Raw genomic sequence first — 23,776 nt, forward strand, 5'->3', positions numbered from 1 at the left:
CCCATGCCAGCCCCCCTTCCCCTCCAGGTCTTCGACGCACCGGCGGACCTCGGCGACGCGCTCGCCCGCGAGATCGCCGACGGCATCGCCGCCGCCGACGCGGCCGGCGTGCGCTACGTCCTGGGCTGCCCCGGCGGTCGCAGCCCCAAGCCGGTCTACGACGCGCTGGCCGAACAGGTCGCGGCCCGCGGCCTGGACCTGCGGCACGTGGTGATCGCGATGATGGACGAATACGTGGTGGCCGGCCCGGACGGCTTCACCGACATCGAACACACCGCGCACAACAGTTGCCACCGCTTCGCCGCCCAGGAGATCGTCGCCCCGCTCGACGCCGCCGCCGGGCCCGGGCGCGGCATCCCCGCCGACGCCGTCTGGTTCCCCGACCCCGCCGACCCCGAGGCGTACGACACCCGCCTCGCCGACGCGGGCGGCATCGACCTGTTCATCCTCGCCTCCGGCGCCACCGACGGACACATCGCCTTCAACCCGCCCGGCGCGCCCCGGGACAGCCGCAGCCGCGTCGTCGAACTGCCCGACAGCACCCGCCGGGACAACCTCGGCACCTTCCCCGACTACGCCTCGCTCGACGAGGTCCCCCGCCACGGCGTGACCGTCGGCGTGCACACGATCGTCTCGCGCTCCCGCCGCGCGGTCATGGTCGTGCACGGCGAGCACAAGCGCGAGGCGGTCCGCCGCCTGTCCGCGGCCGGCGACTACGACCCCACGTGGCCGGCCACCCTGCTCGTCACCTGCGAACGACCGTCCCTGTACGTGGACCGCGCCGCGGCGGACGCCCGATGAGCGACTCCCCGGACCTGATCACCCTCGGCCGGGTGGGAGTGGACCTGTACCCCGAACAGATCGGGGTCGGCCTGGCCGACGTGCGCACCTTCACCAAGTACCTCGGCGGCAGCGCGACCAACGTCGCCGTCGCCGCCGCCCGGCACGGACTGCGCGCGAGCGTGGTCACCGGCGTGGGCCCGGACCCGCTGGGCGACTTCGTCCGCAGCGCGCTGCGCGGCTTCGGCGTCGACGATCGCCACGTGGTCACCGTTCCCGGACGGCAGACGCCCGTCGTACTGTGCGAGATCTTCCCGCCGGACGACTTCCCGCTCTACTTCTACCGACCCAACGCCCCCGACCTCGCGCTGACCGTCGAGGACCTGGACACCGAGGCCCTGCGCACCGCGCGCATCGTGTGGATCACCGGCAGCGGACTGTCCGCCGAGCCCTCCCGCACCACCACCCTGCGCGCCGTCGCCGACCGGGCCCAGGGCGGCGACACCGTGCTCGACCTGGACTGGCGGCCGATGTTCTGGGCCGACCCGGACGAGGCACCCGCGTGGTACGCCCGGGCCCTGGCACACGCCACCGTGGCGGTCGGCAACCGCGACGAGGTCGAGGTCGCCGTCGGCACCCGCGACCCCGACGAGGCCGCCGACCGCCTGCTCGCGCGCGGGGTGCGACTGGCCGTGGTCAAGCAGGGACCGGCCGGCGTCCTGGCCCGCACCGCCGGCGAGGAGATCCGGCTGGCGCCCATCCCCGTCGAGGTGGTCAACGGCCTCGGCGCCGGCGACGCGTTCGGCGGCGCGCTCGCGGCCGGCCTGGCCGGCGGACTGCCGCTGCGCCGCACCCTGGAGATCGCCAACGCCGCGGGCGCCCTGGTCGCCGGGCGACACGCGTGCGCCGACGCGATGCCCACCCTCGCCGAGATCGACGACCTGATCGCGCGCTCCACCGCCGACGCCGCCTCGGGCTCCGGGCCCGCCTCCATTCCCGTCTCCATTCCCGTCTCCACCCCTACCGAAGGACAGCTGTGAGCATCGCCCCCGACATCGCCTCGGTCGTCACCACCCGCCTGACCGACCCCGGCGCGATCCGCCGCGCCGCGCTGGCCCGACCCAGGTTCGAGCGCGCCGGCTTCGCCCGTCCGCTGTTCATCCTCGCCGCCGACCACGCCGCGCGCGGCGCGATCGCCGCCGGCGGCGACCCCACCGCGATGGGCGACCGGCACGAACTGCTCGCGCGCTGCGTCGAGGCGCTGGCCCGCCCCGGGGTGGACGGCTTCCTGGGCACCCCGGACATCGTCGAGGACCTGATCCTGCTCGGCGCGCTCGACGGCAAGCTGGTGCTGGGCTCGATGAACCGCGGCGGCATCCCCGGCGCGAGCTTCGAACTCGACGACCGGTTCGGCTCCTACGACGCGCGCGGCATCGCCGAGGGCGGCCTGGACGGCGGCAAGATCCTGCTGCGCGTGGACCCGGCCGACGCCGGCACGGCCGAGACGCTGATCGGCACCGCGAACGCGGTCAACGAGCTTGCCGAACGCGAACTCCTGGCGCTGATCGAGCCGTTCATGTCGGCCCGGGAGAACGGCAAGGTCCGCAACATCCTCACCCCCGACGCGCAGATGAAGGTCAACAACATCTCCGCCGCACTGGGGCGCACCTCGGCGTACACCTGGCTCAAGGTGCCCGTCGTCGACGAGATGGAGCGCATGATGGCCTCGACCACCATGCCCACGCTGCTCCTGGGCGGCGAGGGCGGCGGCGACGTCGACGCGATGTACGCCTCCTGGCAGCGCGCGCTGGAGATCCCGCACGTGCGCGGCCTGATCATCGGGCGCACGATGCTCTTCCCGCACGACGGCGACGTGGCCGGTGCGGTCGACACCGCCGTGTCCCTGGTGCGCGGGGCCACGCGGTGAGCAGCCCCCTGCACCTGCCCGACGGGAGTACCGCCGCGGACGGCTTCCGAGTGGCGATCACCCCCGAGTCGGCCGGCTGGGCCTACAGCTCACTGCGCGTGCTGGAGTTGGCCCCGGGCGAGACCCGCCGGTTCGAGACCGGCGACGCGGAGACCATCGTGCTGCCCCTGGCCGGGTCGTGCGTGGTCACGGTCGACGGGACGAGCTACGAACTCGCGGGCCGCGAGCACGTGTTCGCGCGGGTGACCGACTTCGTCTACGCCCCGCGCGAGGCGCGGGTGAGCGTGACCTCCGAGCGTGGTGGCCGGTTCGCGCTGCCGGCGGCGCGCTGCGACCGGCGCCTGGCACCGGCGTACGTGCCGGCCGCCGACGTCGCGGTGGAGGTGCGCGGCGCCGGCGCGGCCTCGCGGCAGGTCAACAACTTCGCCGCGCCGGACGGCTTCGGCTGCGACCGCCTGGTCGCGGTCGAGGTGCTCACGCCGGGCGGCAACTGGTCCTCGTACCCCCCGCACAAGCACGACGAGGCACGCCCGGGGGAGGCGGTGCTGGAGGAGATCTACTACTTCGAACTCGGCTCCTCCGGCGGCCCCGGACGCCCCTTCGGCTACCAGCGCGTCTACGACGGGCGGGAGGTGGACGTGCTCGCCGAGGTGCGTCAGGGCGACGTGGTCCTGGTGCCGCGCGGCTACCACGGCCCGTCGATGGCGCCACCCGGATACCCGATGTACTACCTGAACGTGCTTGCGGGCCCGCATTCGCAACGCACGATGGCCTGTTGCGACGACCCCGAACACCACTGGGTCCGGCAGTCGTGGGAGAGCGTCGAACGCGACCCCCGGGTGCCGATGTGCGATGCGGAGGGACCGCGATGAACACCGTGCGGATGACCACGGGACAGGCGCTGGTGCGTTTCCTCTCCCGCCAGTACAGCGAACGCGACGGAGTCGAACACCGGCTGATCGAGGGCTGCTTCGGGATCTTCGGGCACGGCAACGTGGCCGGGATCGGGCAGGCGCTCCTGGAGCGCCCCGGTGACCTGACCTACCATCAGGCCCGCAACGAGCAGGCGATGGTGCACGCGGCCGTGGCCTACGCCCGGACCAGGCGCCGGCTGTCGACGCTGGCGTGCACGGCGTCGGTGGGACCCGGGGCGACCAACATGGTCACCGGCGCGGCGCTGGCCACGATCAACCGGCTGCCGGTGTTGCTGCTGCCGGGTGACACCTTCGCCACCCGGGCGGCCTCGCCGGTCCTGCAGGAGCTGGAACTGCCGTACGCCGCCGACATCAGCGTCAACGACGCCTTCCGGCCGGTCTCCCGCTTCTTCGACCGCGTCCAGCGCCCGGAACAACTCGCGCACGCCGTGACGCAGGCCATGCGGGTGCTCACCGACCAGGCCGAGACGGGCGCGGTCACCCTCGCGTTGCCGCAGGACGTGCAGGCCGAGGCGTGGGACTTCCCCGAGGAGTTGTTCGCCAAGCGGGTGTGGCACGTCCGCCGCCCGGTGCCCGACCCGGACTCGCTGGCCGCGGCGGTCGCGGTGTTGCGGAGCGCGCGCCGGCCGCTGATCGTGGCCGGCGGCGGCGTGGTGCACGCCGACGCGACCGCCGCGCTGGCCGCCTTCGCCGCGGCCACCGGCATTCCGGTCGCGGTGACCCAGGCGGGTAAGGCGGCACTGCCGCACGAACACCCGGCCGCCGTCGGCGGGATCGGCCACACCGGATCGGTCGCCGCGAACGCGCTGGCGCATGACGCGGACGTGGTGCTGGGCATCGGCACCCGGTGGCAGGACTTCACCACCGCGTCGCGGACCCTGTTCGCCGACCCCGACGTGCGCTTCGTCAACCTCAACATCGCCGCGTTCGACGCGGCCAAGCACGCCGGCGTCGCGCTGGTCGCGGACGCGCGGGCGGGCCTGGAGGCGTTGACGGCGGCGCTGGCCGGCTGGACCGCCCCGGCCGAACACCGCACCCGCGCGGCCGAGGCGGTGCGGCGCTGGGACGCCGAGGTCGACGCCGCGTTCGCCCGCGCACACACCCCGCTGCCCGCCCAGAGCGAGATCATCGGCGCGGTCCACGAGGCGATGGCGCCCCGGGACGTGGTGGTGTCCGCGGCCGGCTCCATCCCCGGCGACCTGCACAAACTGTGGCGCCCGGCCGATCCGCTGGGCTACCACGTCGAGTACGGGTTCTCCTGCATGGGCTACGAGATCGCCGGCGGCCTGGGCGTCAAGCTGGCCGCGCCCGACCGCGAGGTGTTCGTGCTGGTCGGGGACGGCTCCTACCTGATGATGGCGCAGGAGATCGTCACCGCCGTCGCCGAAGACGTCAAACTGGTGATCGTGCTCGTGCAAAACCACGGCTACGCCTCGATCGGGGCGCTGTCCGAGACGGTGGGCGCCGAGCGATTCGGCACGCAATACCGGTTCCGGGACCGGGAGTCCGGCGGTTTCGACGGCCGGATCCTGCCGATCGACCTCGCCGCGAACGCGGCCAGCCTGGGCGCCGACGTACTCCGGGCGAACGGCCTCGCCGAATTCCGCACCGCGCTCGCCACCGCCCGCGCGTCCTCGCGCACGACGGTCGTGCACGTGGACACCGACCCCCTGATCGGCTCCCCGTCGTCACAGGCATGGTGGGACGTACCCGTGGCCGAGGTCTCCACCACCCCCACGACCGGCGAGGCCCGCCGCGGCTACGACCGGGAAAAGACCAGCCAGCGCCCGCTGCTCCGCCCGGCCCTCCCCTGACCCCTCCCACACCGTCACCCCCGACCCGAGCGCGGCCGGGCACCCGCCGAGCCCCTGCCCAACGCCGGGCGGGGACTCGGACCGGCGGCGGCGTCCGGGTGTGCGTGCGGCGCCGTCGCGGTGGTGTGGGCTGCGGCGGACGGCGGACGATACGCGTCGATCGCCCTGTGGGCCGGTGCGATCCCCGACCCGCCGTGCTCCTGTGCGCCGGCCGGACGGTGGAGTCGGTCGCGTCGGCGATGAAGGTCCGGGGATGGGGGTGTCAGTGGTGAACGGGGACGGGGGCGGGGGTGGCTGCGGGGACGGGTCCGGTGGCGGCTGCCTCGGGCTCCCGGGTGAGGGTGCGGCGTTCCAGGGCGGCGGACCAGAGGGCGAGGAGGAGGGCTGAGCCGGCGAGGGCGGCGCCGACCCAGTTCGGGGCGGTGTAGCCGAATCCGGCGGAGATGACCATTCCGCCGAGCCAGGCGGCGAGCGCGTTGCCGAGGTTGAAGGCGCCGATGTTGACGGCGGAGGCCAGGGTGGGCGCGCCGTGGGCCTGGTCGAGAACACGCTTCTGGAGCGGCGGGACGGTGGCGAAGCCGAGCGCGCCGATCAGCAGGATGGTCACCGCGGCCAGGATCTTGTCGTGGGCGGTGACGGTGAACAGCGCCAGCACGACGGCGAGCCCGCCGAGGGTGACGTACAACATCGGCATCAGCCTGCGGTCCGCGAACCGGCCGCCGAGCAGGTTGCCCAGGAACATGCCGATGCCGAACAACACGAGCAGCCAGGTGACGGCGCCGTCGGAGTAGCCGGCCGTGTGGGTCATCATCGGGGCGATGTAGGTGATCGCGGCGAAGACTCCACCGAAGCCGAGGACGGTCATCGCCATCGCGAGCAGTACCTGCGGGTTGCGGAACGCGGTCAGCTCCCGGCGCAGGTGGGCGCCTTCGGGGCGGGGCATGGCGGGTACCAGCTTCGCGATGCCGAGCAGGCCGATCACACCGAGCGCGGCGACGCCGGCGAAGGTGACGCGCCAGCCGACGGCCTGGCCGATGAAGGTGCCCAGCGGCACGCCGACGATGTTGGCGACGGTCAGCCCGGTGAACATGGTGGCGATGGCGCCGGCCTTCCTGTCGGCGGCGACCAGGCCGGCGGCGACCACCGAGCCGATGCCGAAGAACGCGCCGTGGGCGAGCGAGGCCACGATGCGCCCCGCGAGCATGACGCCGAAGGTGGGCGCGAGCGCGGACAGCAGGTTGCCGACGACGAACAGGCCCATCAGCGCCATGAGCATCGTCTTGCGCCCGATCCGGTTGCCGAGCACGGTCATCAGCGGTGCGCCGACGACGACGCCGATCGCGTAGCCGGTGACGAGCAGTCCGGCGGAGGGGATCGACACACCGTAGTCGTTCGCGATCTCGGGCAGCAGGCCCATGACCACGAACTCGGTGGTGCCGATCCCGAACGCCCCGATGGCCAGGGCGAGGAGCGCGAGAGGCATGACACGAAACCCTTCGTACGATTGCTGGTGCGCCTTGCAAGCCTCGACAATAGTTGCAGACGCGCTATATATGCAAGTGCGGGCATCCCTTCCTTGCGATGCTTGTGCAAGCTCCATATATGCGTCAGCCGGTATTTCAAGAAATGGAGTATCCTGGGCACCTGCCAGTCGCCCCGGAAGGAGACTCGGGCCCATGACCGCCACGGATCCCGCACTGACCGCCCTCGCCAACGGATGGGCCGCGCTCTACGTCCTGTACGGCAGGATCGACGCGCAGATCGAACGCGCACTGCAGGCCGAGCACGACCTGAGCGTGCGGGAGTACTCGCTGCTCGACGTGCTCGCCCGTCAACACGACGGGGAGGGCGGTCACCTACAGATGAAGCAGGTAGCCGACGCGGTCGTGCTCAGCCAGAGCGCCACCACCCGTCTGGTCACCCGGCTGGAGGATCGCGGCCTGTTGTCGCGCTACCTGTGCCCCACCGACCGCCGCGGCATCTACACCGACGTCAGCGACGCGGGCCTGAAACTCCTGGAGCAGGCCCGGCCGACCAACGACGCCGCCCTGCGCGAGGCCCTCGACGAAGCGGCCAAGAACCCCGCGTTGGCCCCACTGGTCGAAGCGGTCGAAGCGGTCAACCCCGCCGGCGGCGCGTCGGCGGCCTCGCCCGGCCGGCGGTGACCATGCCCGGGCGGCGTCATCGGCCACGCCGCCCGGTGCCGCCGGCGCCGAGGACCCGGATGTCCGGTGCGCGAGCGTGGCGGCACTTCCGGGGTCGACCCGTGCCGACCGTCACGCGCGAGCCCTCCGGGTCGGCCGGACGTTCATGATCACTTCACCGGGACGTCGATCCGAACGCACCAGGACTCGGTGCAGCCCTCATAGTCTCTCTGGACCGAACCGGTTACCCATACGTTATAAACCGTGGGGAAGCCGCGTTCGTCACCGGAACCAGAGAACAGGAAACCTGTGAGACTCGCCCCCCTCGTGATCGCCGCGGCCACCCTCGCGCTCGTCTCCCCGACCGTCGCGCAAGCCGATCCCGCCACCCCGTCCGCACCTCGCTTCAGCGTCCCCGGCGGCCGCTACGAGCACGCGGTGGACCTGAAGTTCCAGGTCGAGCGGGGTACCACCGTCCGCTACACCCTGGACGGCACCACCCCGACCCGGGACAGCCGCGTCTACTCCCCGGGGCGTCCGCTCCGGATCGACAAGGACACCAACGTCACGGCGGTCGCCTTCCACGGCAACAAGGCCGGCATCGCGGTGTCGTACGGGTATCTGATCAAGACCGCCGAGAAGCCCCTCGCCCGTCTCGTCGTGATGTCCGACGTCCACGTCGGCAGCCATGCCGGCAACGACAAGAAGTACGAGAGCTTCTTCAACACCATCGGGTCCGTCTTCCCCAAGCCGGACGCGATCCTGTTGAACGGCGACATGATCAACGACAACGGCGACGGCAAGGGCCCCGACCACAAGATCGTCTCCGAGATCTTCCAGGCCAACCTCGCCCGCAAGGGCATGAACGACACGCAGGTGCTGGTCTCCACGGGCAACCACGACGACAGCCTGGCGGCGATACGGGCCGGATACCCCAAGGCGTGGTTCCCCGACTCGGGCGGCGGCTACTACGCCTCGCAGGTGAACGGCCTGCACGTCCTGACGGTCAACACCGAGACGTACAACTCCGACACGGCCCAGCGCGCCTGGCTCAAGGAGCGGCTCGCCGCGATCACCGCCGACCGGGCGTACGCCGGCAAGCCCGTGCTGATCCAGGGGCACCGGCCCACCACGGACACGGTCATGGACGGACAGCAGGCGGCCAACCCGCGCCTCGCGGAGGACCTGAGCGCGTTCCCGCAGGCCGTCTACTTCTCCGGCCACTCGCACCTGAACATCAACGACGACCGCTCGATCCAGCAGCGCGACTTCACCTCGGTCAACGACGGTTCGATGTCGTACGTCGAGATGGACCACGGCTACCAGATGGTCACCGACGACGGTCTGGCGAACCGTTTCGAGTCGCCGACCGCGCAGGCGCTCTTCGTCGAGGTCTACAAGGACCGCACCGAGATCGCGCGGGTGAACATGGCCGCGGACAAGCACGACATCTACACCGACGGCAAGTGGTCGGCGAGTTGGCAGCCGCCGTACGCCAGCGCGGGCACCCTGAGCGGTGACACCTGGACGGTGCGTCTCAAGGGCTCGACCAACCAGCAGATCAAGGACAACTTCACCTACACGAAGGCCGCGCGCAACACCGTGGCGCCGAAGTTCGGCACGCGTCAGCCGTTGTCCTCGGTGCGCGACGCCAAGGGTGGTACCGCGCTGCGGATCGCCCAGGCCACGGACGACCAAATGGTGCACCACTACAACGTCGACATCACCGACGCGTCGACGGGCAAGTCGCTCGTTGCGTCCAAGGTCTTCTCCGACTACTACTTCATGCCCCGTCCGAACACCCTCGACATCCCGGTGCCGGGCGCGGTCCGCAACGGCCGCTACGTCGCCCGAGTCGTGGCCGTGGACGCGTACGGCAACGCCTCGCCGGCCGCATCGCTCACCTTCGGCAAGTAGCGGGTAGGCGGACCCGGAGCGCCGGCCGACTTCCTCCCGGGGTCGGCCGGCCAATCGGGTGAACGCCGGTTCGGCGGGCGGAGGATCGAACAATCGGTGCAGTTGGGTACCTATTGTCTGGATATGAGACATAGTGCGTACAACCTCGCGGCGTCCGGTCTGAAGATCGACTGGACCCGGATGCCGACCTACAACACGATCATGTCCGTGGCGGCCGGCGCCGGACTGCTGCTCGTGGTCGCGCTGGGCCGGCAACTGCTTTCGCCCGGGCGCAGAATCGTTCCGGAGGCGTGGGCGTTGGCCTTCGGGGCACTGGCGTTCGTCCTGATCGCGACCGGTCTGCACATGACCCTCACCTGGCCGTTGGCCGGTCAGGGATTCCCGTTCGACAACATCGTCTTCGGCGAGCCCTCGCTCGGCTTCGGCGTGTTGCTCGGGTGCGCGTCGATCTATCTCTGGAAACGGGGAGCCGCCCTGGTCGAGGACCCGGACCGATTGACCCGCACGGCGGGACTGGCCTCACCCATCTCGGTCTTCGTGTTCGGCATGGGCCTGGCCTGCTTCGGGATCGCGGCGGCGGGTTGGAAGTACACGCTGTTCTCCGCGCCTCCCGAGGAACCGATCTCCGGTGAGTTCGCCGATCATCCGATGCTGGAGGCGAGCTTCATCTCCAGCCTGTACGTCCTGGTCGGCATCGGCGCGATCCTCTTCCCCCTCGCGCTGCTGCGCCCCAAAGGATGGCCGGTGCGCGTCGTCGGCGTGGTCTGGGCCCTGTCCGGACTGGCCTTCCTGTTCTTCGGCGGCATGAACTACTTCACCCACATCGGTCTGATCGTCAACACGATGTGAGGGCCTGGCACGCACCGGCACCCGTGGGCGCGCAACGGGCCTCCCTCGGCGGGTGGTTGCGCCGGGACTCGGGGCGCCGTGCCCGTTCGGGGGAGCGGGCCGCCGGCGGTGTGTGGCCGCCGGCGGCCCGGTGGTTCGTGTGTCGGACCCGGTGTTCGGGTGCCGGTTGTCGTGGTGGTGTCGCCGGGTGTCTTTGCGGCGTCGGAGCGTCGGCGCGATCCGACACCGCGGTGGGCTATTTGTTGGTGGTGAAGACGACGTCCACCCAGTAGTTGGTGTCGTTGCGGCTGCCGGTCGGGAAGCCGGCGGCGCCGGACTTGTACACGCCGTTACCGCCGACGGCGGCCGATGCGGGGGCGGTGATCGCGCCTCCGGCCGCGTCCGACAATCCGCCTTCGGTGGAGGAGTATCGGCCTGCGGGGGCGAAGTACGAGGCCACGTAGGTGTAGTTGGGGCTGATGTAGACCGGCTGGTCGAACGTCACCTGCTGCCAGCCCGATTCGGACTCGTTGGTGAACGTGGCGGTGGCCAGGGCAAGGCCGCCGCCGGTCCAGATGGTCCCGGTGTGCGGACCGGTGTTGCCGGGGCCCTTGTAGAACCGCAGGCCGGTGACGTAACCCTGGGTGTTGGCGCCGAATTTGACCCCGAGTTCGATGCTGGTGGTGTCGTTGTCGGCGAGCACCGCCGGGGTCGCGTTCGAGGGCCAGATGGTGCAGGACGGGTTGCAGACGGGGGGCGGACTGTCGGCCGTGGTGATGTACCAGCTCTTGGTCGGCATCAGGGTGCCGTCGAGGGATTTCACGCCGATCAGGTCGACGAAGTAGCCGTGGCCGGGCTCCAGGTGGTAGGTGAGATCGAAGGTGGTGGTGCGGGCGGCGGCGTTGTAGGTCGTGCTGCCGGGACGGCCGCCGCTCTCGCCTTGCCAGACCTCCCAGTGGATGCTGGAGGGCTGCACCTCCCGGTCGAAGGTGGCGGTGAAGTTGGTGTCGACCGGCACGGAGGTCTCCCCCTGCGTCGGGGAGATCGCGATGACCACCGGCGCGGGACCGGGGGCGGTGGAGGTGTTGAACACCGGGTCCACCCAGTAGTTGGTGTCATTCCAGGACGAGGTCGGGAATCCGGCGCCGTACAGGTACACCCCGTTGCCGCCGACGGTGTTGCTCGCGGGTGCGGTGAGCGGGCCACGGACGTGTGCCGTGGCCAGGCCGCCCTGGTCGGCGTTGTACCTGCCGTTGGGCGCCTGGTACGAGGCCACGTAGGTGGTGCCGGCGGTGACCGGGACGGGCTGGGCGAAGTTCACCTGTTGCCAGCCGGATTCGGACTCGTTGGTGAACGTGGCGGTGGCCAGTCGATCGCCGGCGGCCGACCACAGGGTTCCGGTGTGCGTGCCGGTGTTGGTGGCGTCCTTCCAGAAACGCACACCGGTGATGTAACCGGCTTGGTCCGCTTGGAACTTGACGCCCAGTTCGGTGGCGACGTCGTCCGGATCGGGGCCGGAGGACGGTTGTTCGGTCGATGCCCACAGGGTGCACGGGCAGGTGGCCGGGTCGTTGTCGACGCCGACGTCCGTGGAGTGGCCCTGGCTCGCGGCCGCCCGGGGTATCCCCGGTGCGGCGATGGTTAACGCGAGCAGTAACGCGAGAATCGTCGGAATTGTTGCCCTGTGCAGCCTTGGCCAAGGTATGTTCATGAGTGTCCCTCAGTTGAACATCACTTCCCGGGGGGTTGTCCCGGGGCCGAGCTAGGGGAATTCTGGCGCACGCCCCGGCCCGTTGTCCGGGGTTTGCGGCCTCGTGAAGCGGGTCGAGGGGTTCCGCACGACGCTCCGGGAGACATGCGACGGCGGGTTCGCGAACTCGCGCGGCGGCGGCGCGCCGGTCTCGGAATACGCTGGGGATCATGACGTCGGACTCCACCGCGATGAGCACGTTGTGTGATGCGGTCGCCCTGCGGCTCGAACACGCGGATCCCGATCTGACGGCCCGGATCCGCGCCGAGTTGCCCTCGTACGAACACCTGCCGGAACTCGAACACCGGCGCACGGTCCGCGACCTCATCCGCCGCCTGTTGTCGAGCATCGCGTCCGGGCAGGGGCCGGTGGCCGAACATCTCCAGTTCACGCGCCGCGCCGCCGTGCGGCGGACGCAGTTGGGCGTGTCCGCGTACGACGTGCTGAGTTCGTTCCACATCGTGCGTCGCGAGTTGTGGGCCGCCCTGCAATCCGCCCCGGAGGCGACCGACGACCTGCTGCTCGGCTTGGTCGAACCGATCGGCAGGTGGACGGAAGCCATGAGCGCGGCGGTCGTCGACGCCTTCGTCGCGGAATCGCCGGGCACGGTCGTGCAGCACGCCGAGTTGCGCCGGCGGTTCCTGAGCGAGCTGGGCGATCGTTCCCTGGGGGAGCAGGTCGCCGAGAGCGCGCGTGCGCTGGCGTTCGACGTGGAGGGGCGATTCCAGGCGTTCTGCGCGACCCGCGCGTCGTGGCCCCCGCCCGAGGTGGAGAACCTGCAACGCGCGACCCGGCGACTGTCAGGTGTCGTGCAGTGCGGAGTCCGCGGCGACGTGATGATCGCCATCGCGCAGGACTGCGACCCGGTGCTCGTGCTCCGGACCGTGCACGGGATCGCCGGCGACCGGTCGGCCGTCGGGATCGGGCTGCCCCGGCAGGGGCTGGTCGGCGCATATCTGAGCATCGTCGACGCCGAGCGCGCGTTGCGGACGGCGGAGTTGTGGAACGAACCGGCGGTGCGTTTCGCGGATTCCTGGCTCGAGGCGACGCTGCTCGACAGTCGGTCCCGGCTGATGCCGATCCTCGCCGACGTCCAGCAGGTCCAGCGGGACCATCCCGATCTCGCCGCCGCCGTCCTGGCCTTCGCCGACTGCGGATTCTCCCTCTCCGACGCCGCCCGGCGGCTCAACGTGCACCCGAACACCATGGGCTACCGACTGAGCAGATGGCACGAACTCACCGGCGCCGATCCGCGCACGTTCGCCGGGCTGGCCCGGTCCGTGATCGGGTGCCGGTCGGCACCGCGGTAGCGACCGGCGGGGTCGAGGAGCGTCGGGGAACACCGCGTCCGGAGGCTTGTGTAAAGCACAGGAATCCGGGGCTCAAGCTCATGTTTTTCCCAAAGACATGATCGTTCGGTCGAACGTACCGTCGGTGGAAGCAAGCAGAGGCGCCCACCACCCACGACGACAACGACTCGACGAGGAGCCCCATGTCCGCCTCGGAGTACCTGAGCCTCGGTGACCCCACGTTTCGCGCCGATCCCTTCTCGGCCTACCGGCGGCTGCGCGACGACAACCCCGTCGCCCGGGTCGCACCCGATGGCACGAGAGTCGTCCTGACCCGGTACGCGGACGTCGAGCGGATCTTCAAGGATCCGTTGATGCGCGTGCAGCCGAAGGCCGGCGAGTTCCCGGCCGACATCGGCACCGGCGCCGGCGCCGTCTTCCACAAACTGTCGCTGCCGGAACTGGATCCACCGACGCACACACGGCTGCGCAAGCTCGCCTCGCCCGCGTTCGCGCCGCGGGCGCTGGCCCACATGCGCTCGTGGGTCGAGCGGATCATCACCGACAACGTCGAGGCGCTCGCCGCCGTCGACGGCGAAGTCGACTTCGTCGAGCACTTCGGCATGCGCGTGCCCGCGGAGATCGCCTGTCGACTGCTGCATGCCCCCGCCGCCGACGCGGGGACGGTGCTGCGGCAGATGCCCGCGCTCAACCGCCTGCTGACCCACGCCCCGATCAGCGCGGACGAACTGGCGGAGGCGGACGAGGCCGCGCAGTTCTACTTCGACTACATCGGCGAGATCGTCGACTCGATGCGCGGAAAGCTCGGCCCCGAGGACCCGGTCGGCGCACTGATGCTGGCCGAGGAGGAAGGTGGGCGGCTCAGCCGGGACGAACTGATCGTGACGCTCGTCGGGTTCTTCGTCGCCGGCTACCACACCACGATGACGGCGATGACCAGTGCGGTCCACGCGTTGTTGTCCCATCCCGAGCAGATGCGACTGCTCGCCGCCGACCCGGACCTGGCACCGGCGGCATGGGAGGAGGTGCTGCGGTGGCAGTCGCCGGTGCACTTCATCACCCGCTACGCCGGTTACGAGTTCGACCTGCACGGCGAGACCGTCGCCGAGGGCACCCAGCTGCTGCTCGGAATCGCCTCGGCCAATCGCGACGCACGCCGCTTCACCGATCCGGACACGTTCGACATCCGACGCGCCGGCAACCGACACCTGGCCTTCACCGCGGGCGGCCACTACTGCATCGGCGCCCCGCTGTCCCGGCTGGAGGGCGACATCCTGCTGCGGCTCCTGCCGCAACGTCTGCCCGCGATGACGCTCACCGACCCCAACCCGCCGTGGACCGACGACCTCGTGTTCCGCGCGATGACCGCGCTGATGGTCGCGCCGAAGGGGGTGTAGGGGATGACCGAGGGACGGTGGCCCGGCGGGCGGCGCGCCGCGGCCTGTGTCACGTTCGACCACCTCGGCGAGGCCGCCGAACTGCAGACGCAGTCCTGGCCCGCCCACGTCCCGGTCGGCGGTCACCACAGTGTGTCCACCGAACTCCCGAACGTTCTGGAGATGCTGCGCGACCGGCCGGTGCGGTCGACGTTCTACGTCGAGGCGTGGAACATCGACACCTATCCGGACGCGGTGCGGTCCATCACGGACGCCGGACACGACGTGGGGTGGCACGGCTGGTTGCACGAACCGTGGTCCCGGACCGACGAATCCGCCTTGCGCACGGCCCTGGACCGCAGCTTCGACCGGTACGACCGGCTGGGGATCCGGCCGGTCGCGGCTCGCCCTCCCGCCGGCCTGCTCGGCGACCACTCGCTGACGCTGCTGCGCGCTTACGGCTTCGAGTTCGCCTCGCTGGCCGGCGACGTCCACGGCGTCCAGGACGGGCTGGCACTGCTGCCCTACCCGTGGACGGGCGTCGACGGCGCCTACTACATTCCCGGTTTCACCCGGCTGCGCCAGGAGGACCCGGGCGATCACCCGGTCGGACCGGACGTCCTGCTCCGCGCACACCGGCGACTGCTCGAGGAGACCATCGAGGCCGGCGGCTTCGTGTCGTACGTGTTCCACGTGTTCTGGCAGGACACCCCGGACAGGGTCGCCGCCATCGCCGACCTGATGGACCGACTCGACGCCGACGACCGTGTCTGGCACGCCCAATCGGCCGAGATCGCGCGATGGATGCGCGCGCACCCCGAACACTTCGCGGGGGCCACGCACGTCGACGCGCCTCCCGCGTGGTGACGCGTCGCCCGCCCGTGGACGCGCCTCCCGCGTGACGACGCGTCCCCGCGCGTGGTGACGCCGTGATCCCCGTCAGACATCCCATTTCCTGGAGACGACATGCGTATCGTCAGCTTCGGCGGACCCGGCGGCGAACAGCCGGGCGTGCTGGTCGACGACCACACGATCCTGCCCCTGGCACCGGTTCTCGCGCCCTTCGGGCTCCCCGGCGCGGACACCACACACATCCTCGCGCTGTGGCCGACGGTCCGCCCCCTCGTGGAGGCGGCACTGCACGACACGCGCCACCACATCGCCCGCGCGGACGTGCGTCTGGGGCCGCCGGTCCCGCGCCCCGGCAAGGTGATCGCGGTCGGGTTCAACTACCCGATGCACTCGAATGCCGTGCTCGGGCACATCACCGAGCCCACCGAGCCCGTCCTGTTCCTCAAGCCGCCGGGCAGCGTGTGCGGGCCGTACGACCCGCTGATCAAGCCGCCCGAGACGACTGCGCTCGACTACGAGCTGGAACTGGCCGTCGTGATCGGCCGGGCCGGGCGGCGGATCGCTCCCGCCGACGCCCTCGGCCACGTCGCCGGCCACATGATCGCCAACGACGTCACCGCGCGGGACGTGGCGCTGGGCGCCGGAATCCACTCGCCGTTGCAGATGCAACTCGTCCGCGGCAAGGGATTCCCGTCGTTCTGCGCCACCGGACCCTGGCTGCGCATGCGCGACGAGCGCGTTGTCGACGAGCACGACGGGAGCCCCGACACGGAGCCGCTGCGCCTGCGGCTGTCGGTCAACGGCCAGGCCCGCCAGGACGGATGGAGCAGCGACATGCTCTTCGACGTACCGACCCTGATCGCGTCGATCAGCAACACCATGGACCTGCTCCCCGGCGACGTGATCCTTACCGGCACCCCGAGTGGTTGCGGATTCGAACTCGATCCGCCGAGCTATCTCGTCGACGGCGACGAGATCCGCGGCACCATCACCGGACTCGGCGAACTGTGCCAGCGGGTCACGGACGAAGACACCACCCGATACGGAATCCCCGTCACCACCACCGCTCGGACACCGTCATGACGAAGATCGTCTACATCCAACCCGACGGCACCCGCGTCACCGTCGACGCGGCCCCCGGCGACACGGTCATGTCGGCCGCCCTCGCCGGCGACGTGGACGGGATCGTCGGCGAATGCGGCGGCAACATGATGTGCGCGACCTGCCACGTCCACGTCGAGGAATCGGCCGCCCGCCGACTCCCGGCGATGACCGACGACGAGGACCAGATGCTCGCCTGCACCGACGCGCCGCGAACCGCCCACAGCCGACTGAGTTGCCAACTCCCCACCGACGAACCGATGGTCGTGACCGTACCGGGGAGCCCGACATGAAGCCCGACGCCACCGTCGTGATCGCCGGCGCGGGCCAGGGCGGGTTCCAGGTCGCGGCGTCGCTGCGCGAACGCGGCCACGTCGGCCCCGTCGTCCTGATCGGCGACGAACCGGGCCTGCCCTACCAACGACCGCCCCTGTCGAAGAACTTCCTGCTGCAGCCCCGGACGCAGATCGAGCTGCGCCCCCACTCGTTCTACGAGCGCCGTCACATCGAACTGCGACACGCGCGAGTCGCCGCCATCGACCGGTCCACCCGGCGGGTCCGGCTGACCGACGGACACACCCTGGCGTACGACCACCTCGTGCTGGCCACGGGAGCCCGCAACCGCACCCCGCCGATCGAGGGCGTCACCCTGGACGGGATCGTCCAGGTCCGCACCCGAGACGACGCGGAACACCTGCGCGCCCGCCTGCCGGCCACCTCGCGACTGGCGATCATCGGTGCCGGGTTCATCGGCATGGAGGTGGCGGCCGCCGGGGCGAAAGCGGGGACCGAGACCACCGTCATCGAGGCGCTCCACCGTCCGATGGCCCGGGCGGTGTCCCCGGTGACCTCGACACACGTCGCCGACCTGCACCGCGCCCAAGGCACCAGGCTGTGCCTGGGACGTACGGTCGTACGCCTGGACGGCGACCACACCGGTGCCGTGACCGGCGTCCTACTCCACGACGGCAGGCTCGTGCCGGCGGACCTCGTGGTGGTCGGCGTCGGCGTGACACCCGCCGTGGAACTCGCGACCGACGCCGGACTCGACGTCGGAGACGGCATCCGGGTCGACGCCTACCTGAGCACCAGCGACCCGCACATCTCCGCCGTCGGCGACTGCGCCGAATTCCCCAACACCCACACCGGGACCCGAACCCGGCTCGAATCGATCCAGAACGCCGTCGACCAGGCCCGCTGCGTCGCCGCCCGCCTGACGGGCACGCCGGCCCCCTACACCGCCGTTCCCTGGTTCTGGACCGAACAGTTCTCGACGAAACTGCAGATCGCCGGCCTCGGGCAGGGCCACGAGGACAGTACGGTCCTCGGCGACCCGGCAGGCGGATCGTTCTCCGTGCTGCTGTTCAAGGGCGGACTCCTCGCGGGCGTCGAGTCCGTCAACGCACCGGCAGACCACACCGCGGCTCGCCGCATCCTCGCCTTCGGGCGGCCGCTGCGTCGCGCGGAGACGACCGCCGACGGATTCTCGCTTCCCCAATGGGCCGGCCGACACTGCCGGAACCAGGACCGAACCGCAGCCGCGCACGATCCGGTCGACGCCGGTGCCGGCCGCACCGCCGACATGGGCTGAGCGCGGGGGCCGCCCGTCGTCGACTCCTGTACACGGACGCGGTCCGCTACCGGGCCGCCGCGCCGGCGCGCGCGTTCGACGACGGGATCGAGGCCGGTGTCCGGACCACCACCGTCGCCACGGGGCCCTGCCGAGCCCCGCGCTCCGCGACACCATGACCGGACACACCTACTCGGTGTTCGCCATCGTGTGCACGGTGCAGGACGGGCGGCCGGTCGCCGTGACCGGCTCCCAGGACGGCACCGTGCGGATCCGGGACCTGACCGCGGGACGGTGCATCGACCGGATTCCCCTGCCCACGCCGTGTACCGCACTTGCCTGGGGCTCGACGGATCACCTGTTCGTGGCCTTCGACCGGGACGTCGCGGTGTTGCGCCGAAAGCCGTACGGCCGGAACGAAGGCCCGGTACGCCGAACAGGCATCGTCCGTGTCTCCCGGGCCTCCGGACAGGACGGCCCGTGACAGCGGCGATCGTGGGCGTCGCCGCCACCAGGGTGCAATTCTCCCCGACCACGCGCGTCCGCCCGGATCGGGAATCGCCGGCCGCCTAGCGTGACGCGGGAACGATCCCGGCGGGCCGCCGTCGGGATCCGGACCCTACGGAGGTACCTGCCCATGACCGTCGCCATCTCCGAACTCACCGGGGACTATGTCCTCGACCCGGCTCATACCCGGATCGGTTTCGTCGCCCGCCATGCCATGGTCACCAAGGTGCGCGGTGCCTTTCACCAGTTCGAGGGCACCGCGCACCTCGACGGCGCCGACCCGGCCAAGTCCACCGGCCGGGTGGTGATCAAGACGCAGAGCATCGACACCGGCGTCGAGCAGCGCGACCAGCACCTGCGCACCAACGACTTCCTCGACGCGCCGAACTTCCCCGACATCACCTTCCGCACCACCGAGGTCGAGCAGAAGTCCGAAACCGACTACCGGGTCACCGGCGACCTCACCGTCAAGGACACCACCAAACCGGTCGCCATCGACTTCGAGTACACCGGCAACGCGGTCGACCCCCAGGGCAACCTGCGCGTCGGTCTGGAAGGCTCGGTGACCATCTCCCGCAAGGAGTTCGGCGTCACCTGGAACGCGGCCCTGGAGGGCGGCGGCGTGTTGGTGGGCGACAAGATCGTGCTGCAGTTCGACATCTCGGCAGTCAAGCAGGGCTAGAAGCGCCCGACCGACCACGGCTACGGCGACCGGACGGGGACCGAAGTGCTTCGGTCCCCGTTCGTTACCCATCAAGGGCAGTTCGTGCCGGTCTGCACCTGGGTGCCTTCGGGGCCGGGTTCCGGCGCGGGATGGGCACACGTTGCCTTCGGTGCCTGTGTGGCCGATGCGGGTACGACCGCGACGGCGGTCATCGCGCCGAACGCGATCGCCACCGCACCCGCGGATATCGCCCAGCGGGCCGGCGGGCGGAGAACGGAACGGGACATGCGGAAGCCTCTCGGAACCGGCCGACGCCGCGTCGCACGGTGTCGGTGGGCGGTGTCGTCGAGGGAGGCGGCGGACACCCGCCTCCATCGCCACCGCCGAATGGGTGTGGCTCGCCGAGTATCGGCCCGGCACCCGGCGGCGTGACAGGTCAAGTCCTGCCCTGTCACGCCGAGCCGTTGTGTGCACGCGCCGACCACGGCCGCCGAACCGAGCACCGTGCGCCCGCACCCCCCGAGCCCGACGCGCCCCGCAGGGCGGGCGACCTTCCGGCAGGCGGGGTCACGCGGTTTGTGGTCCGGTGGGCCTCGGGCCCATCGCGTCGACGCGCTTCGGGGGGCGCAGGGCGACCATGCGGCGGGTGCCCCACAGCCGGTCGTAGGCGTACGTCGCGTGGATGCCGAACCTCAGCGCCAGCCGTCGACCGCGCGACCAGCGGAGCAGGTGACCCATACGGCCCATCACCGCGAGGCTCACGTCGCGGTTCACCTTGATCTCGGCGCGGGCGGTCCTTCGCAGGGCGCGCTCGATGTCCGCCCCACGACCGCTCGCGGACAGGCGCAGCAGTTCCTCGTGGCAATAGGCGAGGTGGTTCTCCTCGTCGTCGCAGATCATCCGGATGCCCTTGCCGATGTCGGGCTCGTCGCCGAGGTACCGGCTCAACATCCGCATGTCCTCGGCGGCGCGCTGCTCGGTGACCCGGCTGTGCACCAGGTATTCGACGATGTCCGCCTCGGTCAGCGGCTCGTCGCGGCGCAGCCGGTCGTGGGGGAGGCCGAGACCCTGGCGTTCGAGCAGCATGCAGTAGTCCGTCTCCGGCGGGACGTCGACCGGATCGAGCCCGCGACGGTGCAGCATGGCGTTGAAGATGCGGCCGTGCTTGTCCTCGTCGGCGCCGTGCCGCGCGATCTTGGGGGCGAGTTGGGGGTCGGAGACCAATGCGGCGATTCGCCCGTTCTCCCAGCCGCCCTGGCTCTCGCCTTTGGCCGCGACGCTGCAGAACAGGCGGAATGCCTCGTCGTGTCGGTGGATCTCCCGAAGGATGTCGCGCGGGCTGAGCATGACCGGGCTCTCCGTCTCCGCAGGCACTGCGCGTGCCGCTGACCTCAGTCAATGGCCCAGGCGCGTCGAGTACCGGGACCAATCGTCGGACTAGCGCCCATACCACCTCTCGGTGTCGCGAAACCGGGTGCGGGATCCACAGCCCCCGGTACACCTACTCGCCGACCCGGATGCGCCATCCCCGGGCCCGGCGGGAACGAGCGCCTCGCGGCGGACGGCGGAGCCGCCGGGCGGGGACCCGCGAGGGTGAACACGCATACCTGTCGGGGAGGTCTGCGATCCTCAAGGGGAGCCGCGCTCAACGCGGTTGGACCGGTACGCGGAGGCAGCCGAATGACAGTCGAGGACCATGAGACGCACTTCGCGGGCCTGCCCGTCGTCGAGGCGACGATCGACGGCCAGGGCACGATCCGCATTCCCAGCGGGGTGCGTCCCGACGAGTCCGCCTGGCGGCTGCGGGTCGAGGACGCCTGGGATTGCGACGATGCGACGGCTTCCTTCGCCGCGTTGTTCGCGCGGTTCCTGGACGAGGTGGACGCCGCACGGGTCTCCGCGCTCGTCATCGGTGAGTGGGGTGCGGCCGACCCGCCCGATCCGACCGATGGCCCGATACCGCTCCTGAGCCGGTTCGCCGACCGGCTGCCCGCTCTGCGGGCGGTGTTCGTCGGCGACATCGTGCGTGAGGAATCGGACATCGCCTATATCGAACAGACCGACCTCACCCCGCTCCTCGACGCCCATCCCCGGCTCGAGGAACTCGCGGTGCGCGGCGGCTCGGGCCTGGCCCTGCCCACCCGGACGTACCCGCACCTGCGCACGCTCCGCCTCCAGAGCGGCGGGATGCCGCGCGGGGTGGTCCGGGCCGTCGCCGACAGCGTCTTCCCGGAGTTGCGCCATCTCGACATGTGGCTCGGCGTCGCCTCCTACGGCGGCGACGCGACCGTCGAGGACCTGGCGGACATCCTGGACGGTGCGCGGCTGCCCGCGCTGACCCGTCTCGGCCTGATGGACAGCGAGATCACCGACGGGGTCGCAGCGGCCCTCGCGCACGCCCCCATCGTCGCCCGTCTGGACGAACTCGACCTTTCCATGGGTACGTTGGGTGACCAGGGGATCGAGGCACTGCTGGCCGGGCAATCGCTCACCCACCTGAAGCGGCTCGACCTGCGGCACCACTTCGTCGGCGAGGCGACGGCGCGGCGCCTGCGCGAGGCGTTGACGCTGGCGGGGGTCGAGATCGACCTCTCGGATCCGTGTACCGACTGGACCGGAAGGTACGTGCAGGTCTCCGAGTGATCCCCGCAGGGCCGACTTCGGGTCGGGCCCGGGGGACGCGCCGACCTCGCGGCGCCGGATGGGCTCGCGAGGTCGGCACGCCTTCGGGCCGTGAGGGGACGCACGGGAAGCGTGTGTGAGGGGGAGCCGGCACGGGCCGGGCGTGTGCCGCTCGCTATGGGTGCATCTCCGCCCCCTTGAGGACCTTGTCGACCACGTTGCGCGGCCCGTGCACGGCCAGCCCCACCAGGTCCAATCGGTCCCGCCGGACCCCCCGTACCGCCGCCCGGTTGTCCCGGTCGTTGCCGGTGGCGAAGAGGTCGGCGGTGAACACCGCGATCGGCAGGTCGCGACCCACCGCCCGGCCGTGGGCCGAGGCGAGCAGTTCCCCGCTGCCTTGGAAGACCAGTACCGGTTGGCGGAACATCGGGAGATAGGTGGTGTCGTCGGCGTCGGCATAGGGTTCGCCGATCACCTCGGGGATCCGTGTACCGAGGCCGCTGACCAGGAACGCGGTGACGTTCAACCGCTGCCACACGGCCAGGTCCGCGCGCAGGAGTACGGCGATCTTGGTGTCGAAACGAACGGGTGCGAGCTGGGTTTCCATGCCCGCATCGTGCCCCGGGTGGCCAAGGCCCGTCTTGTACGATCCTGACATGGGTGCCGGCTCGGAGATCGTGGCGTGGCGGCCCTCGGTGGCCGGCGTGAGCGAGGTGCTGCACGCCCACATGACGGATCACACGTACCCGATGCACACGCACGCGGCGTGGACGCTGCTGATCGTGGACGACGGCATGGTCAGGTACGACCTGGACCGGCACGAGCACGGTGTGCTGCGGCGCGCGGTGAGCCTGCTGCCGCCGCACGTCCCGCACAACGGCAGTGCGGCCACCCCGACCGGGTTCCGCAAGCGGGTGCTCTATCTGGACTCCTCGCACCTGGCCGACGACCTGATCGGCCGGGCCGTGGACCATCCGGAGTTCGACGACCGCGCGCTGCGCGGGCGGGTGCATCGACTGCACACCTCGCTGCTGCGACCGGGCGAGGAGTTGGAGGCGGAGAGCAGGCTCGCGTTCATCGCCGAGCGGTTGCGCGGGCATCTGCTCGGTCGAGTCGCCGCACCGGCCGTGGTGCGGGACGTCGGATTGGCCCACCGACTGCGTGATCTGCTCGACGCGCGTTTCGTCGAGGGGGTCACCCTCGATGCGGCGTCGGCACTGCTGCACGCCCACCCGACCCACCTGGTCCGTGCTTTCGGCCGGGAGTTCGGTATCGGCCCGCACCAGTACCTGACCGGACGCCGGGTCGACCTCGCGCGCGGTCTCCTGCTGGACGGCATGCCACCGCACACCGTCGCGGTGACCGCCGGCTTCTACGACCAGTCGCATCTGAACCGTCACTTCAAGCGCGCTCTCGGCATCAGCCCGGGCCGGTTCGCCCGTACCGGGGCACGCCTGGAGACCACGGCCCGACCGACCGCGCGCAGCACGGCGATCGACACCCCCGCGTCGGCGCGCGGCGACATCGACTGAGGCCGGCCCGCGAGGATCCCCTCGCGACGACCGGCGCACCACACGGGAGATCCCGTGCAGCGCACTCGCCGCCCACACCGGCCCCGGTCACGCGTAGGTCGAGCCGGTGCCGCGGGCCGGACGGGGGCGAACGTGGTCGATGTTGCC

At 71.0% G+C, this 23,776-nt stretch carries 22 protein-coding genes; 18 read left to right on the top strand and 4 right to left on the bottom strand.

What is annotated here, in order from left to right; all coding sequences use genetic code 11:
* Positions 1-3: 3 nt before the first annotated feature.
* Genes ABZ374_RS34850 through iolD form a run of 5 tightly spaced genes read left to right on the top strand, consistent with a single transcriptional unit; the run spans position 4 to position 5,456 of the window.
* Positions 4-801: a 6-phosphogluconolactonase gene (locus ABZ374_RS34850; RefSeq protein ID WP_360319009.1), complete on the top strand. Its 798-nt coding sequence runs from the start codon at positions 4-6 to the stop codon at positions 799-801.
* On the top strand, positions 798-1,820 hold the full coding sequence (iolC, locus tag ABZ374_RS34855) for a 5-dehydro-2-deoxygluconokinase (protein ID WP_360319011.1): 1,023 nt from the start codon (positions 798-800) through the stop codon (positions 1,818-1,820). The genes ABZ374_RS34850 and iolC overlap by 4 nt, the downstream gene beginning before the upstream one ends.
* A 2-nt stretch (positions 1,821-1,822) precedes the next feature.
* Positions 1,823-2,707 (top strand): deoxyribose-phosphate aldolase, encoded by an 885-nt coding sequence (locus ABZ374_RS34860; RefSeq protein ID WP_360319103.1) that lies wholly within the window; start codon positions 1,823-1,825, stop codon positions 2,705-2,707.
* Entirely contained in the window at positions 2,704-3,579 is an 876-nt protein-coding gene (iolB, locus tag ABZ374_RS34865) for a 5-deoxy-glucuronate isomerase (protein ID WP_360319013.1), read from the top strand. The genes ABZ374_RS34860 and iolB overlap by 4 nt, the downstream gene beginning before the upstream one ends.
* Positions 3,576-5,456: a 3D-(3,5/4)-trihydroxycyclohexane-1,2-dione acylhydrolase (decyclizing) gene (iolD, locus tag ABZ374_RS34870; RefSeq protein ID WP_360319015.1), complete on the top strand. Its 1,881-nt coding sequence runs from the start codon at positions 3,576-3,578 to the stop codon at positions 5,454-5,456. The genes iolB and iolD overlap by 4 nt, the downstream gene beginning before the upstream one ends.
* Before the next feature lie 262 nt (positions 5,457-5,718).
* Here iolD and ABZ374_RS34875 read toward each other — a convergent pair whose 3' ends face one another.
* A complete protein-coding gene (locus ABZ374_RS34875; protein WP_360319017.1) occupies positions 5,719-6,939 on the bottom strand; it encodes an MFS transporter in 1,221 nt (406 codons plus the stop codon).
* A gap of 193 nt (positions 6,940-7,132) precedes the next feature.
* Between ABZ374_RS34875 and ABZ374_RS34880 the strand changes: the two genes are divergently transcribed.
* The 3 genes from ABZ374_RS34880 to ABZ374_RS34890 all read left to right on the top strand — a co-directional run bounded on the left by ABZ374_RS34880 (position 7,133) and on the right by ABZ374_RS34890 (position 10,366).
* A complete protein-coding gene (locus tag ABZ374_RS34880; protein WP_360319019.1) occupies positions 7,133-7,621 on the top strand; it encodes a MarR family transcriptional regulator in 489 nt (162 codons plus the stop codon).
* A gap of 288 nt (positions 7,622-7,909) precedes the next feature.
* Complete coding sequence (locus ABZ374_RS34885; protein ID WP_360319021.1) at positions 7,910-9,517, top strand: metallophosphoesterase; 1,608 nt, start codon at positions 7,910-7,912, stop codon at positions 9,515-9,517.
* Between the two features lie 123 nt (positions 9,518-9,640).
* Positions 9,641-10,366, top strand: coding sequence for a DUF981 domain-containing protein (locus ABZ374_RS34890; RefSeq protein ID WP_360319023.1), 726 nt, complete (start codon positions 9,641-9,643; stop codon positions 10,364-10,366).
* Between the two features lie 235 nt (positions 10,367-10,601).
* Here the strand turns inward: ABZ374_RS34890 and ABZ374_RS34895 are convergent, their stop codons facing one another.
* Positions 10,602-12,056 carry a DUF4082 domain-containing protein gene (locus ABZ374_RS34895; RefSeq protein ID WP_360319025.1) on the bottom strand — a complete coding sequence of 485 codons (1,455 nt, stop codon included), beginning with the start codon at positions 12,054-12,056 and terminating at the stop codon, positions 10,602-10,604.
* A gap of 209 nt (positions 12,057-12,265) precedes the next feature.
* On the opposite strand from ABZ374_RS34895, the gene ABZ374_RS34900 reads away from it, so the two are divergent.
* From ABZ374_RS34900 to ABZ374_RS34935, 8 genes are all read left to right on the top strand, one after another.
* Positions 12,266-13,405, top strand: a complete 1,140-nt coding sequence (locus ABZ374_RS34900) for a helix-turn-helix domain-containing protein (RefSeq protein WP_360319027.1) — start codon at positions 12,266-12,268, stop codon at positions 13,403-13,405.
* 182 nt (positions 13,406-13,587) lie between these two features.
* The gene (locus tag ABZ374_RS34905) at positions 13,588-14,802 is read left to right on the top strand and encodes a cytochrome P450 (protein WP_360319029.1); all 1,215 of its coding nucleotides are present in this window, start codon (positions 13,588-13,590) and stop codon (positions 14,800-14,802) included.
* Between the two features lie 3 nt (positions 14,803-14,805).
* The gene (locus ABZ374_RS34910; protein ID WP_360319031.1) at positions 14,806-15,648 is read left to right on the top strand and encodes a polysaccharide deacetylase family protein; all 843 of its coding nucleotides are present in this window, start codon (positions 14,806-14,808) and stop codon (positions 15,646-15,648) included.
* Between the two features lie 99 nt (positions 15,649-15,747).
* Positions 15,748-16,716, top strand: a complete 969-nt coding sequence (locus ABZ374_RS34915; protein ID WP_360319033.1) for a fumarylacetoacetate hydrolase family protein — start codon at positions 15,748-15,750, stop codon at positions 16,714-16,716.
* A complete protein-coding gene (locus ABZ374_RS34920; protein WP_360319035.1) occupies positions 16,713-17,027 on the top strand; it encodes a 2Fe-2S iron-sulfur cluster-binding protein in 315 nt (104 codons plus the stop codon). The genes ABZ374_RS34915 and ABZ374_RS34920 overlap by 4 nt, the downstream gene beginning before the upstream one ends.
* Positions 17,024-18,325, top strand: coding sequence for an FAD-dependent oxidoreductase (locus ABZ374_RS34925; RefSeq protein WP_360319037.1), 1,302 nt, complete (start codon positions 17,024-17,026; stop codon positions 18,323-18,325). Before ABZ374_RS34920 ends, ABZ374_RS34925 begins: the two co-directional genes overlap by 4 nt.
* Positions 18,326-18,479: 154 nt before the next feature.
* Positions 18,480-18,788, top strand: coding sequence for a hypothetical protein (locus tag ABZ374_RS34930; protein WP_360319039.1), 309 nt, complete (start codon positions 18,480-18,482; stop codon positions 18,786-18,788).
* A gap of 153 nt (positions 18,789-18,941) precedes the next feature.
* Positions 18,942-19,493, top strand: coding sequence for a YceI family protein (locus tag ABZ374_RS34935; RefSeq protein ID WP_360319041.1), 552 nt, complete (start codon positions 18,942-18,944; stop codon positions 19,491-19,493).
* A gap of 549 nt (positions 19,494-20,042) precedes the next feature.
* On the opposite strand, the gene ABZ374_RS34940 is transcribed toward ABZ374_RS34935, so the two are convergent.
* A complete protein-coding gene (locus ABZ374_RS34940; RefSeq protein ID WP_360319045.1) occupies positions 20,043-20,822 on the bottom strand; it encodes a ferritin-like domain-containing protein in 780 nt (259 codons plus the stop codon).
* A 333-nt stretch (positions 20,823-21,155) separates the two neighbouring features.
* Between ABZ374_RS34940 and ABZ374_RS34945 the strand changes: the two genes are divergently transcribed.
* Positions 21,156-22,118, top strand: coding sequence for an STM4015 family protein (locus ABZ374_RS34945; RefSeq protein WP_360319047.1), 963 nt, complete (start codon positions 21,156-21,158; stop codon positions 22,116-22,118).
* A 154-nt stretch (positions 22,119-22,272) separates the two neighbouring features.
* Here the strand turns inward: ABZ374_RS34945 and ABZ374_RS34950 are convergent, their stop codons facing one another.
* On the bottom strand, positions 22,273-22,704 hold the full coding sequence (locus tag ABZ374_RS34950; RefSeq protein WP_360319049.1) for a DUF2000 domain-containing protein: 432 nt from the start codon (positions 22,702-22,704) through the stop codon (positions 22,273-22,275).
* 49 nt (positions 22,705-22,753) lie between these two features.
* Between ABZ374_RS34950 and ABZ374_RS34955 the strand changes: the two genes are divergently transcribed.
* Positions 22,754-23,629 carry an AraC family transcriptional regulator gene (locus tag ABZ374_RS34955; protein ID WP_360319051.1) on the top strand — a complete coding sequence of 292 codons (876 nt, stop codon included), beginning with the start codon at positions 22,754-22,756 and terminating at the stop codon, positions 23,627-23,629.
* Positions 23,630-23,776 lie beyond the last annotated feature (147 nt).

Source organism: Embleya sp. NPDC005971, from assembly GCF_040629175.1.
Lineage (GTDB): Bacteria > Actinomycetota > Actinomycetes > Streptomycetales > Streptomycetaceae > Embleya.